This window comes from Citrobacter freundii ATCC 8090 = MTCC 1658 = NBRC 12681 (assembly GCF_011064845.1).
Taxonomy (GTDB): Bacteria; Pseudomonadota; Gammaproteobacteria; order Enterobacterales; family Enterobacteriaceae; genus Citrobacter; species Citrobacter freundii.
Genome location: NZ_CP049015.1, coordinates 1,656,272 through 1,670,119, shown reverse-complemented (window position 1 = coordinate 1,670,119; position 13,848 = coordinate 1,656,272). Strand labels below are relative to the sequence as shown.

The window sequence follows — 13,848 nt, the reverse complement described above, 5'->3', positions numbered from 1 at the left end:
ATTAATTAAAATGGATAAAAATCGCAACTTGCCGTCCAGTAGTTTTCATTCACTGACTTTTTTTGCCGGTCTGTGCATTGGCCTGTCTCCGGTAGCCCAGGCTGTCGCAGCAGGCGATCAGGATAAAAAACAAGAAGATACGTTGGTCGTTGAAGCGGCCAAACCTTCGCTGTACGCCCCAACACAGTCTGCCGACCCTAAATTCTCCCGCCCGGTGGCGGATACCACCCGCACCATGACGGTGATTTCTGAGCAGGTGATTAAGGATCAAGGCGCAACAAATTTGACCGATGCGCTGAAAAACGTACCGGGCGTTGGCGCGTTTTTCGCTGGTGAAAACGGCAACTCCACTACCGGTGATGCGGTTTATATGCGTGGCGCGGATACTTCGAACAGTATTTATATCGACGGTGTTCGTGATATCGGCAGCGTCACGCGCGATACCTTCAATACCGAACAGGTCGAAGTGATTAAAGGTCCTTCCGGTACCGACTATGGACGTAGCGCACCGACTGGCTCTATCAATATGATCAGCAAACAGCCGCGTACCGACTCAGGAATCGATGCGTCGGCCAGCGTCGGTAGCGCCTGGTTCCGCCGTGGTACGCTGGACATTAACCAGGTTATCGGCGAGACCACCGCCGCACGTTTAAACCTGATGGGTGAAAAAACACATGATGCCGGTCGCGATAATGTTAAGAATGAACGTTACGGCGTGGCCCCCTCACTTGCTTTTGGCTTAGGCACCGAGAACCGACTGTATCTGAACTATCTGCACGTTACTCAACACAACACACCGGATGGGGGTATTCCCACCATCGGCCTGCCGGGTTACTCCGCGCCTTCCGCAGGGACGTCTGCACTGAATCATTCAGGAAAAGTTGATACGCATAACTTCTACGGCACCAACTCGGATTACGACGATTCGACGACCGATACCGCGACGATGCGTTTTGAACATGACCTGAGCGACAGCACCACGATTCGCAACACCACTCGCTGGTCGCGTATTAAACAGGATTATCTGATGACGGCGGTGATGGGCGGTGCGTCTAATATTACGCAACCCACCAGCAGCACCGACACCTGGACCTGGTCACGCCTGGCAAATACCAAAGATGTCAGTAACAAAATCCTGACCAACCAGACCAACCTGACCTCAAAGTTTTACACGGGATCCATCGGTCACGACATCAGCACTGGCGTGGAGTTGACGCGCGAAACACAAACCAACTATGGCGTCACCCCGATTACCCCGCCGCCGGTTAATATTTATCATCCCAACAGCGACGTGAATATCGGCGGATTATCGCGTAACGGCGCCAACGCTAACGGGCAAACCGATACCTTTGGCGTATACGCTTTTGATACGCTACAAATTACCCGTGAGTTTGAGCTGAACGGTGGTATTCGCCTCGACAATTACCGCACTGAATATGACAGCGCCACCGCTTGCGGCGCTTCTGGCCGTGGTGCAGTGGCATGTCCGACAGGCGTCGCCAAAGGTTCCCCGGTCACCACTGTGGATACTGCCAAATCAGGCAATCTGGTGAACTGGAAAGCGGGCGCGCTGTATCACCTGACCGATAACGGCAATGTCTACATTAACTATGCCGTTTCTCAGCAACCGCCGGGCGGCAGCAACTTTGCCCTTGCTCAGGGCGGAAGCGGTAACAGCGCAAACCGTACCGACTTCAAACCGCAGAAAGCGAAAACTAGCGAGATTGGCACCAAATGGGAGGTGCTGGATAAGCGCCTGCTGCTAACCGCCGCAATTTTCCGCACGGATATTGAGAATGAAGTTGAGCAGAACGACGACGGTACCTATTCCCAGTACGGGGAGAAACGCGTTGAAGGCTACGAGCTCTCGGTAGCAGGCAACATCACCCCCGCATGGCAGATTATTGGGGGTTACACCCAGCAACGCGCCACCATCCACAGCGGCAAAAACGTTGCTCAGGATGGTTCTTCTTCCCTGCCCTATACGCCGGAACATGCGTTCACGCTGTGGAGCCAGTATCAAGCAACCGACGATGTTTCCGTTGGCGCAGGCGCTCGCTACGTGGGCAGTATGCATCGCGGTTCGGACGGCGCCGTGGGTACGCCATCCTACACTGAAGGTTACTGGGTCGCCGACGCCAAACTGGGCTATCGCGTGAATCGCAATCTCGATTTCCAGCTAAACGTCTATAACCTGTTCGACACCGATTATGTATCCTCCATAAACAAGAGTGGATACCGTTATCATCCAGGCGAGCCAAGAACCTTCCTGCTCACCGCCAATATGCATTTCTGATCCATCGCGTGGGGCGAAAGCCCCACTTTCAGGAGAAACACTGATGATGTACCACATTCCCGGCGTTCTGTCGGCGCAGGATGTAGCCTGGTTTCGCGAGCAACTGGACGCTGCCGACTGGGTTGATGGTCGCGCAACCACCGGCGCTCAGGGAGCGCAGGTTAAAAACAACCAGCAGGTAAATACGCAAAGTGAACGCTACGGCGTTTTACAACAGGCGGTACAGACTGCGGTAAATAACAGCGCGCTTTTCTTCGCCGCAGCACTACCGAAAACGCTCTCCACACCGCTGTTTAATCGCTACCAGGACAACGAGACCTATGGTTTTCACGTTGACGGCGCGGTGCGTAGCCATCCGGAGAACGGCTGGATGCGCACAGACCTTTCCGCAACCTTATTCCTGAGTAATCCGGATGATTATGAAGGCGGAGAGCTGCTGGTTAATGACACCTACGGCCAGCATGCGGTGAAGCTTCCGGCAGGCGATCTGGTGCTTTACCCTTCCAGCAGCCTGCACTGCGTCACGCCAGTAACCCATGGCGTTCGTGTGGCGTCCTTTATGTGGGTACAATCGATGATCCGTGACGACAAAAATCGCGCCATGCTTTTTGAACTGGATAAAAACATTCAATCCCTGAAGGCTCGTCATGGAGAGAGCAACGAGATCCTGTCATTACTCAATCTCTACCATAACCTGCTGCGCGAATGGTCTGAAATCTGATACTGCTGGCGCATGGTCGTTTTTCAGCCATCATCTTCGCTATACTTAGTCTGTAGACATCTGCAGGAGGTACACATGGCATCCGGATGGGCAAATGACGACGCTGTAAACGAACAGATCAACAATACTATTGAAGATGCTGTTGCCCGTGCCCGCGGTGAGTTACCGACGGGGGAAAGTCTGTATGAATGCGAAGAATGTGGCAATCCTATCCCTCAGGCCAGACGTGAGGCCGTACCTGGGGTACGCTTGTGCATCACTTGCCAACAGGATAAAGATTCACATAGCGCGGCATTTTCAGGATATAATCGCAGAGGTTCGAAAGATAGCCAGCTACGTTGACTCATCTTTACCAAAAGTTTCAGCGCATACGATTTCCTTTACGAGCACGCTTTTTCGCACTCTGTGTGGCAAAATGTGCCGTTGTTGGTTTCTCTGTAAAGCGCAATGACAAGAACTGTAAATCCCTCGCCTGAATTTATTAATATTCAATAAGTTATTTGTCATTCAATTTTTTTGATTGATGTCGTCAATTCTATTCGATTTTCTCTCACCAAAAAAAACGTGATACTTATCACATCGACGGAACAACGTCTTCTTAAAGAACACTGACTACTAACAGAACAACCCTGCGAGAGATTAATCATGAAAAATATCAAATTTGCTGTTGCTGCCATCGCCCTGTCTACCCTGTCATTTGGCGTTTTCGCTGCCGAGCCGGTTTCCTCCACTCAGGCACAAAGCATGAATAAAATTGGTGTAGTTTCTGCTGATGGCGCCACCACACTGGATGGCCTGGAAGCCAAACTGGCTGAGAAAGCGGCTGCTGCTGGCGCAACTGGTTACAGCATCACTTCCGCTGTCGGTAAAGACAAAATGAGCGGCACCGCGGTTATCTATAAATAACCGAAAGATTACCTGTACGACCCAATGCTCCAACCCTCATTGACCCTGTTTGTTACCCTTTGTTTGCCCGTCCGCCACTGGACGGGCTTTTTTTTGCTTAGTGTTCAAGTCGTTGACGGAATTCCTGCAACACGGCGTCCGGCATGCCTATTTGCAGCGCCGCCACGCAAATCGCCTGCCAGCTTCCGGCATCTAGCGGAATACCGTGTTCCAGCCGTTCCTCGCGAGTATTCACTTCCCACTCACCTGGCAACAGGATCGGGGCATCTTCAGCATGCGGGGACGCTTTCACCCACTCAGCAAATGCTGCGACCTGGTTGTCGCAGTCCGGCGCGCCGAACAGTTCCGGATTCATAATAATAGTGGTCATACAGTTGATGATGGCGTCCGGGCTGGTCTGCAGGCTCTCTTCATGTGTGGTTTTACCCCCTGAAAGCGCACCACCCATAATTTCGCACATCGCCGCCAGCGCATAACCTTTGTGTTGGGCAAAGGTGAGCAACGACCCCAGCGGAGAAACCTGCATTACCGCAGGATCCGTTGTAGGCACCCCCGCCACATCAATCAGACATCCAGGAGCTACCGGCTCGCCCTTATGCCATGCCACACGGGTTTTACCAAACGCGATGGCGCTGGTTGCATAGTCCAGCAATAGCGGGAAGGTATTTTTACGCGGAAAAACAACGCAGAAGGGGTTAGTGCCAAAACGACTATCGCGGCCATGAAACGGTGCAACCATCGGGATCCCGACCACGCTCACAAAATGCACTGAGACAAAACCTGCCGCCGCGCATTGCTCCGCCCAGTAGCCAATACGTCCGATATGATGCGAATTATGTAATGCCACGGCGGCGATACCGTGCTGGCGAGCTTTTTCAATCCCCAGCGTGATGGCTTCGTGAGCCGCCACCTGACCAAAGGCACAATCGCCATCAAGCGTAATCACCGCCCCTGCATCTTTTACCACTTTGGCATGACGGTTGATTTGTAGATGCCCCAGCGAGAATGAACGAATATAGCTTGGGATCATACCGATGCCGTGGGAGTCGTGACCGGCGAGGTTAGAGGCTATCAGATGATCGGCCACCAGCCGCGCCTCCTGATCATTGCTTCCCATCTGATGAAAAACGGCCTGGATAAAAGCGTGCAGCGTTGGCACATGGAAGCGATGTCCACTGTTCATTGTTATCTCCTGTTGTGTCGCGAGTTTGTTGTGTTTCTTATTTTTCAACAAACTATGCTGCGCCACGGCGCTCAGGAGGTCAATAAACGTGCAAAAATTTCACGTTGCCGAAAAGAGAAAACCGACAGACCAGGTAAAAGGCCCGTCGGGATAACAAATGAATCAGAAACTTTGCTCGACGCGGGCAAGTCCTTCGGCCAGCGAGGCGGATTCACCGGTTGCCACCAGGCAGCAGGCCATCTGAATTTTCAACGATGCCGGGACCGGCTCACTGCCAGCCAGACAACGCTCAATCCAGCGCGCGGTGGTTTCCGGATCTTTTGCCACCGGCAGCGGTACTGGCTCGTCAGGCATCTCGCTCTGTCGGTCCTGTAACACTCGCACACCGGATGAATCTATCAGGCTTATCTGCGGGCAGCGCTGCGGGTTGGCATACACTTCGCCCTCGGTACCATGCATCAACAGGCCGCGCCCACCGATATCGCCGAAGAACTTCGCCACACGCGAGACGTATTCCGGGTGGGACACGCTGGAAAGACGCAGCGCCGCATCTTCAGCAAACGGCGTGGCTAATTTAGCCAGCGTGTGCGCACTGTTACGCACGCCCATGCGCCAGCGCATCGCCAGCTGTTTCTCCAGCGGAGGGCACAGCGCGCTCACCGGGATAAACACCGGCTGATGACCATCCAGCTTTGCCTGCGCCTGCCCGGCATGCAGCGTTGGCGAAATCCCCATCAGTTCAAAAATGGTTTCTGTCAGCACGCGGGTTGGATCCTCGCTGACGCCGTGCACTACTACCGGGAAACCGAGCTTATGCAGTAAAATCGCCAGCAGCGGCGTCAAATTCGCCTGCTTGCGTGCACCATTGTAGCTGGGAATGACAATCGGCATGGGTTTGGCTACTGGCGGAGTCAGGCGAATGGTGTGGTTTTGCATCGCTTCGTAAAAGCCCAGCATCTCCGCTTCGCCTTCGCCTTTAATACGTAGCGCAATCAGCACCCCGCCCATCTCAAGGTCAGGTACGTCGCCGTTCATCATATGGGTATACAGTCCGCGAGCAGTATCCTTGTCCAGGTCACGCGCGTGATTTTTTCCTCGCCCAATCTCTTTAATGATTTTGCGGTAATCCATCGATAACTCCTTGCCTGTTGCTCGCATCGTTAACGCCGACGGCGGCGCGTGGGTTTCGCTTTTTCTTTTGGTTTTACTATAACGTCTGGCACAGCAGGTTGCTCTATCGGAAATATGGGTAACGCGTTCAGTAAACGCTTGCCATAGTTTTTGGTCAATAAACGTTTGTCATAAATAACCACTTCTCCCCAGCAGCCATGGCTACGGATGAGTCGCCCAACCTGCTGGATCAAATTGAACGACGCCGCGGGCAGGCTCTGCACCTCGAAGGGGTAGCGGTTCAGGCTTTTCAACCACTCGCCCTCGGTGATCACCACCGGGCTGTCGATCGGTGGAAAAGCAATTTTGTGAATATGCACCTGGGTCAGCAGGTCGCCTTTCAAGTCCAGACCTTCAGCGAAAGATTGCAGCCCAACCAGTACGCTGCGCTCGCCGTTGGTCACCCGTTTGCGGTGCAACTCTACCAGACGATAGCGCGGCTGATCGCCCTGCACCAACAACAGCAGGCGCAGATCGGTAACATGCTCAAGAAAACGCTGCATCGCCCGACCGCTGGCAAAGAGTACCAGCATCCCCTGATGCTTTTTGCTTTCCAGTTGTTCGCGAAAATAGGCGGCCATTTCCGCGATATGCTGCTCTTCGTTATCAATTAACGGTTCGTAGCGCATCTGCGGAATGACGATTTTTCCCTGTTCAACGTGATTAAACGGTGAATCCAGCGCAACAAACCGATCCCCTGCTTTTTCCTTCAGACCACTCATCTCCTGCAAACGCGAGAAGCTGTTGAGCGAGCGCAGCGTTGCGGAAGTGACAATAATATGCGGGACGCTACGCCACAGCAGTCGTTCGAGCTGATCGCTCACACGGATCCCCACGCAGTGGAACCAGATGTGGATTTGCCCGTCACGCACCTCGCGCGTCGCCCATTTACTCACCGGCGCGCCTGACGACTGCGCGAGCGATGCCAGCCGCCACAGTTTGCTTTGCGCCTCAAACATGCCCAGCGCCCGGTTCATCTGCAAAATAACCCGATGCAGACGCACAATATCGTGAGTGCCGGTTTTTTCGCTGAGATCGTTGAGGAACAGTTCCGCCAGCCCGCGTAGCATTTCCGTAAGCTTTGCCAGACGCTGACAAATCTCCATCACTTCTGCAGGCAGTTCGCCCATCGCAAAGCGGTGTTCCGCCTCCTGAGTAGCAGGCATATACAGATTAAGAATGTTATTGAGCGATGAAATCAGTTCATACAGCTCTTCACAGTGACCGTTCAGACGCTCGGCATTCGCCAGCGGCGGCGTGGTTTTCGGGCGAAACTGTTCCAGACAGGTCGCCACTAATTTGCAAAACAGATCCAACTGGAGCCGATACCAGGGGGCGCTGATTTCCGCGCTCATCTCCAGCGCATCGCGCGCGACATCCGGCAAATGGTGGCCTTCATCAAGTACCAGCAACAAGTTTTTCGGCTCCGGCAAAACGGCTTCGCTTTCCATCGCCGCCATCACCAGCGCATGATTAGCCACCACCACTTCAGCTTCCTGAATCTCCCGACGGGCGACAAAAAAAGGGCACTCACGGTAGTAGTGACAGTTGCGATTCAGACAGCTAGCTTTATCGGTGCTCAGACGCTGCCAGAGTCCGTCGTCAATGGCGATATCGGTGTGATCGCGCAGCCCGTCCCACTTGTAGCTGTCGAGATCGCCTTTTAACCTGGCGCAGCGCTTTTGTTCTTCCTGGTTGTTGGGCGTTAGGTCATCGTCGAGAAAAGCCAGCAGATCCTGCTGATTGGGTTCAGTACTGGCCAGCGCCGCTAAGTTACGCGGGCAGACATAGCGTCCGCGACCAAACGCGGCGGTAAAACGCAGGTCAGGGATAATTTTGCGCAGCAGCGGTAAATCTTTGCTGTAGATCTGATCCTGCAAAGCGACGTTGGCGGTGCTGACCACCAGCGTTTTTTGCTCTTCACGCGCAATGGCAATACCGGGAATCAGATACGACAGAGTTTTCCCCACCCCGGTCGGCGCTTCAATCGCCAGATGCCGCCCTTCTTCACCTGCCAGCGTTTTCGCGACGTCAGCAATCATCTGCCGCTGCGGCGCACGGGGGATAAAGTCGGGGATCTGTTCCTGAAGCGCCTTATACCAGGCGGCGATTTGCGCTTTTAACGCGGCCGTTAGTGCCATGAGAAAACCTGAAATACTGTATAAACAGCCACTATTGTGGCACATTTCAGGCCCTGGATGTACCTTTTTCCCCCATTCTGGAAAGCGTTTCGCAATTCATTTTTCCTGGCCGGACGGCTGTTCGAGTCCTGTCCGGCCAATAATTCACTGACGTTTAATAGTATCCCAACAGCTTCCACCACAGCATGCCCACGGCAAAAATGATGATCACATTTGCCGTCACCACACAGAGGTTAATTTTGTAAAAGCGCGGTCGTTCAAAATAGCCCTGGGCAAAATAAATGGGGCCAGGTCCACCACCATACTCGGTATTCCCCCACATCAGGTTACTAAAGATACCGAAGCAAATAGCCACCATCATCGGCGGTGCTCCCGCAGCGATCGCCGTGGCCGCGAAAGGGGCATACAGCGCAGCCACATGCCCGGTCGCCGTAGCGAAGAGATAATGGACGTAAATGTAAAGGATCCCCAACACAATAAAGGACTCGATCGCGCCAAAACCCTGAATACCGCTGCCTAACTTTATGGTCATCCATTTAATAAAACCCAGATCGGCAAGCCCTGTCGCCAGACTAATAATGACGCTAAACCAGATCACCGTATCCCAGGCGGCGTGGTCATTAAGCAAACTTTTCCAGCTAACAGCGCCCGAGGCAAACAGATACGCAGCCAATCCCAGCCCGACAGATGTGGCAGACAATCCCGTAATCAAGCTGGTCCCCCAACCAACCAATGCCAGCACAAAACCAAACGCGACCTTTTTCTCATTGCTGCTCATCGAACCGAGCTCACCGAGGGCCTGTTTGCCCATCGCTTTCGCCTCCGGCGTACGCTTAAGCTCGGGATCCAATAATTTATAAACCAATAGCGGCATCAGGCAGAAACAGACCATCGCAGGAACCACTGCGGAAATAAACCATCCGCCCCAGGTTATCTCTATTCCTAATGACGATTTCGCCAGACTCGCTACCAGCGGATTCGCCGCCATCCCGGTGAGAAATATTGCCCCGGTAATCGGCGTAAACTGGAAGCACACCATGGTTAAGAAATCGCCGATACGCTTGCCCGTTGCCCCCGGCGCTGAGCCCAATACATCATTGATGGAACGAGTGATAGGGAAAATAATCCCCCCGGAACGCGCGGTTACTGATGGCATTGCCGGGGCCATAATCAGATCGGAAACCCCCAGTGAGTAAGCGATACCCAGGCTGCTGCCACCAAAGAGCGATAACATTTTATACGCAATACGTTTCCCCAATCCCGAGGTTACAAAACCCAGAGACAAGACGTAGGCACAGAAAATGAGCCATACTGTACCGGATGCAAAACCTGACAATGCTTTTGCCTCTGGCAACGTTTTGGTGAAAATTACCACGCAAAGTGCAATCAACATCACCGCCCCCGAAGGGAGCGGCTGGGTAAGAATCGCGGCTATGGTCGCGGCAAATATCGCGAACATATGCCAGGCCTGAGGCGTCAGACCAGCAGGTACGGGATAAAACCAAATGATCGCGCCTATCGCCAGCGGTATCAGGAACGAGAGAATGGATTTTCCCGTGGCAGAATTTTTTGACATAAAAATATCCTTATTCCGTTAGCCCAAGAGCGTTCATTTCCGCGACATATATCTCGCTAATACCTGATCCACCATTGCTGGCGCCATTCCAAGGTAATTTGCCGGGTCGGTCAGTTCTTCAATCAACTGCGGGTCAAGTCGTTCCGAGACAGATGGCATCGCATTCAGCACGTCCGCTAATCGCCCGCCTTGTTCGTTGACGATGCGGCAAGCGTCGTACACCACATCATGCGCATCCTGACGACCAATGTACGGAGCCAACCCCATCATGACCGCTTCAGCCACAATCAATCCGTTGGTCATACCGAGGTTACGTTTCATCGCCGCTTCATCGACCACCAGCCCCGCCAGCATAAAGTTAGCCTGATGCAATGCCCCCGCGCTGAGAACGAAACTCTCCGGGATAGCAATCCATTCGGCATGCCACGGCCCGGTTGCACGCTCCAGATCTTGCACCATTGCATCAAGCATCAGCCCTGCCTGTTGGCGAACGCCTTTGGCACAGGCCAGCATTAACTCGCTGGAAATAGGGTTGCGTTTCTGCGGCATAGTACTGCTGGCACCGCGTCCTTTAACAAACGGCTCATACAGCTCACCAAACTCGTTTGCTGCCAGCAGCATTACGTCGTAGGCAATCTTGCCCAGCGACCCGGTAATCACCGCTAACAGATTCACCGCCTCGGCGAAACCATCACGCGCAACATGCCATGTGGACGTTGGGATATTCAGCCCAAGCTCTTCCATCATCGCTTTTTGTACCGCCAGCCCTTTATCCCCCAGCGATGCCAGCGTACCGGCGGCACCCGCAAACTCGCCGACCAATACACGAGGACGCGCCTGAGTCAGACGTTCCGCGTGACGTTCAAACATATCTAGCCAGATGGCTGTTTTATAACCGAAGGTCACTGGCAGAGCCTGCTGCAAATGGGTTCTCCCGGCCATCGGCGTATCACGATAACGGCGTGAGAGATCGGCCAGCGTTGCACGAAGTTTGTCCATATCGGACTCAATGAGCGCAAAAGCATCACGAATTTGCAGGACTACAGCAGTGTCCATAATGTCCTGAGTGGTTGCCCCCCAGTGCACATAGCCGCCGGACTCGCCAGCCTGTTTAGAAATCTGGTGCACCAGCGGTAGGATCGGATAACCCACGATTTCGGTTTCATGGCGTAATAAATCAAAATCGAGCGTATCGGCATTACATTTTTCAGCAATTTCCTGCGCCGCAGCCTCAGGTATCACACCGCAGCGTGCCTGGGCTTTAGCTAATGCCACTTCCACTTCCACGTATTTGCGTACCAGCTCGCGATCGTCAAACACCGCGCGCATCGCCGGTGTGCCGAAAGAATCCCTGAACAGAACAGAATCAAGTACATTCGAAGCCATAAATCCCCCTGGAAAATCTGATAGTGATAAGATGCGTGTTTACGGTCGTTTTTTAGATATTCAAACGCCGACACAATGTCCAGACATAATTAAATGTCCGTACATTTGAATGTACGGACATTTATAGTATTCATAAGAAATGTAGGGAATAGTCCGTACAAATTTTCGTGATAAAGATCACTAATATTTTGATGAAACCGCGATGAAAGAATCTCTGTACAAGCGAATAGCACGTGAACTGGCGCAGCAAATTTCGGTGGGGACCTTTGCCCCCGGATCGCTGTTTCCAACGGAAATGGAACTGTGCGAAACATGGCAGGTCAGCCGCCACACCATGCGTGAGGCGTTGAGGGAATTAACAGAGCAAGGTCTGATTTCACGGCGTAAAGGCGCGGGAACTCGCGTTTGCGAACCTAAGGCTAACGGTGTCAATCACCCGCTATCGCATCTTGAGGATCTGTTGCTGCTGGCCAAAAACAATCTGCGCGTCATCAAGAAAATCGATGAGATTGTGGCGGACATCGAGCTGTCCCAGATGATTGGCTGCCCGCCAGGTTCCCGCTGGCTGCACATTGCCAGTACTCGCGAAGATGCGCACAACCCCGACGCACCGATCTGCTGGACGGACAGCTATGCCAGCACGGATTACGCTAAACTGCGCACCTACATCCGTGACGATCCACACTCATTAATCAGCGACTTGATCGAAACGCATTACGGCATCAAAAGCCATGAGGTGCATCAGACTATTACGGCTGTCGGTGTGCCCAAAAAGGTGGCAAAGATCCTCAACGTAGCGCCTGATTCGCCAGCGATGAGAATTGTGCGTCGTTATCTGGACAGGGACGGGAAAGTATTTGAGACGACGATTTCGATTCACCCGGCAGGACGATATACCTGCTCAATCGTGCTGAAATCGCAAAGTTCGGGGGAGTGATTGACCTGTCCGGCCTACACCCTGTGTAGACCGGATAGCGTGTTTATACTGCCAGACAGCAAGGTGAATTACTGGGCGGAAGACGGTTTGCGCGGACGGCGCGGCGGACGAGGCTTATCGCCTGCCGGTTTGCCTTCGCCATTACGCGGCTTCGCTTTTGGCGCACCGCCATCCTGACGACGCGGCTGCTGGCCACGCCCTGCTCCGCCCTGCCCGCGACCACCACCGCCGCCACGCTGCTGGCGACCATTCTGGATCGGCTCAGCTTTAATGGAGGGATCTGGCTCATAGCCTGGCGTTGCAATACGCGGGATCTCTTTTTTCAGCAGCTTCTCGATGTCACGCAGCAGCTTGTGTTCATCGACGCACACCAGAGACAACGCTTCGCCAGTAGCGGCGGCACGCCCGGTACGACCAATACGGTGCACATAATCTTCTGGGACGTTTGGCAGCTCGTAGTTCACCACGTGCGGTAACTCTTCAATGTCCAGACCACGCGCGGCAATATCGGTCGCTACCAGCACGCGAATATCACCGGATTTAAAATCAGCCAGCGCACGTGTACGCGCCCCCTGAGATTTATTGCCGTGGATTGCCGCACTGCGGATGCCGTCTTTATTCAGCTGTTCTGCCAGATGGTTCGCGCCATGTTTGGTACGGGTAAACACCAGCACCTGCTGCCAGTTGCCCTGACCAATCATCTGTGACAACAGTTCGCGTTTACGTTTTTTATCGACGAAATGAACGTGCTGAGTTACCTGCTCGGACGCGGTATTACGACGTGCCACTTCGATTTCCAGCGGGTTATGCAGCAGTTTTTCGGCCAGCGACTTAATGTCATCAGAGAACGTTGCCGAGAACAGCAGGTTCTGACGTTTTGCCGGCAGTTTTGCCAGAACGCGACGAATATCGTGAATAAAACCCATATCCAGCATGCGGTCAGCTTCATCCAGTACCAGGATCTCCACCTGATCCAGTTTTACCGCATTCTGATGCTCCAGATCGAGCAAACGACCTGGGGTGGCAATCAGTACATCCACACCGCCACGCAGTTTCATCATCTGCGGGTTAATGCTGACGCCGCCGAAGACCACCAGCGAGCGAATATTCAGATACTTACTATAATCACGGACGTTTTCGCCAATCTGAGCCGCCAGTTCACGGGTTGGCGTGAGGATCAGCGCACGAACCGGACGACGGCTTTTACCATGCGGCTGATTGGTAATCAGGTGCTGCAACAGCGGCAGGGTAAAACCTGCCGTTTTCCCCGTACCGGTCTGGGCGCTGGCCATCAGATCGCGGCCTTCCAGCACGGCAGGAATAGCCTGCTGCTGAATAGGGGTAGGTTCACGGTAACCCTGCTCGGCAACGGCACGTAAAATTTCAGGGTTTAAACCAAGGGAATCAAAAGACATAACAACTCCGAACCGCCCTGACCGTTACCGGTGTCGTTTTCAGGGAGATACATACAATAGAGATGACAAAAACCACAATGTCATGAAGGGGCGGAGTGTAGCAGTTTTTGTGATGTG

General features: G+C 53.4%; 11 protein-coding genes. 5 read left to right on the top strand and 6 right to left on the bottom strand.

Going from position 1 to position 13,848, the window contains the following annotated elements; translation table 11 throughout:
• Positions 1-10: 10 nt before the first annotated feature.
• The 4 genes from G4551_RS07970 (at position 11) to ybiJ (ending at position 3,923) form a co-directional block, all read left to right on the top strand.
• On the top strand, positions 11-2,296 hold the full coding sequence (locus G4551_RS07970; RefSeq protein WP_003837011.1) for a catecholate siderophore receptor Fiu: 2,286 nt from the start codon (positions 11-13) through the stop codon (positions 2,294-2,296).
• A 43-nt stretch (positions 2,297-2,339) separates the two neighbouring features.
• Positions 2,340-3,017: a PKHD-type hydroxylase YbiX gene (gene ybiX, locus G4551_RS07965; RefSeq protein ID WP_003837014.1), complete on the top strand. Its 678-nt coding sequence runs from the start codon at positions 2,340-2,342 to the stop codon at positions 3,015-3,017.
• 75 nt (positions 3,018-3,092) lie between these two features.
• Positions 3,093-3,359, top strand: a complete 267-nt coding sequence (locus G4551_RS07960) for a DksA/TraR family C4-type zinc finger protein (protein ID WP_003035233.1) — start codon at positions 3,093-3,095, stop codon at positions 3,357-3,359.
• Between the two features lie 303 nt (positions 3,360-3,662).
• Positions 3,663-3,923: a DUF1471 family protein YbiJ gene (ybiJ, locus tag G4551_RS07955; protein WP_003035231.1), complete on the top strand. Its 261-nt coding sequence runs from the start codon at positions 3,663-3,665 to the stop codon at positions 3,921-3,923.
• 97 nt (positions 3,924-4,020) lie between these two features.
• Here the strand turns inward: ybiJ and G4551_RS07950 are convergent, their stop codons facing one another.
• The 5 genes from G4551_RS07950 to G4551_RS07930 form a co-directional block, all read right to left on the bottom strand.
• The gene (locus tag G4551_RS07950; RefSeq protein ID WP_003837017.1) at positions 4,021-5,106 is read right to left on the bottom strand and encodes a malate/lactate/ureidoglycolate dehydrogenase; all 1,086 of its coding nucleotides are present in this window, start codon (positions 5,104-5,106) and stop codon (positions 4,021-4,023) included.
• 162 nt (positions 5,107-5,268) lie between these two features.
• Entirely contained in the window at positions 5,269-6,237 is a 969-nt protein-coding gene (gene ybiB / locus G4551_RS07945) for a DNA-binding protein YbiB (protein WP_003837019.1), read from the bottom strand.
• Positions 6,238-6,266: 29 nt separating this feature from the next.
• Positions 6,267-8,417 carry an ATP-dependent DNA helicase DinG gene (gene dinG / locus G4551_RS07940; protein WP_003837021.1) on the bottom strand — a complete coding sequence of 717 codons (2,151 nt, stop codon included), beginning with the start codon at positions 8,415-8,417 and terminating at the stop codon, positions 6,267-6,269.
• A gap of 154 nt (positions 8,418-8,571) precedes the next feature.
• The gene (locus tag G4551_RS07935; RefSeq protein WP_003837022.1) at positions 8,572-9,993 is read right to left on the bottom strand and encodes a DASS family sodium-coupled anion symporter; all 1,422 of its coding nucleotides are present in this window, start codon (positions 9,991-9,993) and stop codon (positions 8,572-8,574) included.
• A 33-nt stretch (positions 9,994-10,026) separates the two neighbouring features.
• Positions 10,027-11,379 carry a class-II fumarase/aspartase family protein gene (locus G4551_RS07930; protein WP_003837024.1) on the bottom strand — a complete coding sequence of 451 codons (1,353 nt, stop codon included), beginning with the start codon at positions 11,377-11,379 and terminating at the stop codon, positions 10,027-10,029.
• 202 nt (positions 11,380-11,581) lie between these two features.
• Between G4551_RS07930 and G4551_RS07925 the strand changes: the two genes are divergently transcribed.
• A complete protein-coding gene (locus G4551_RS07925; RefSeq protein ID WP_003837025.1) occupies positions 11,582-12,316 on the top strand; it encodes a GntR family transcriptional regulator in 735 nt (244 codons plus the stop codon).
• A 68-nt stretch (positions 12,317-12,384) separates the two neighbouring features.
• Here the strand turns inward: G4551_RS07925 and rhlE are convergent, their stop codons facing one another.
• Positions 12,385-13,731, bottom strand: coding sequence for an ATP-dependent RNA helicase RhlE (rhlE, locus tag G4551_RS07920; RefSeq protein ID WP_003035219.1), 1,347 nt, complete (start codon positions 13,729-13,731; stop codon positions 12,385-12,387).
• Positions 13,732-13,848 lie beyond the last annotated feature (117 nt).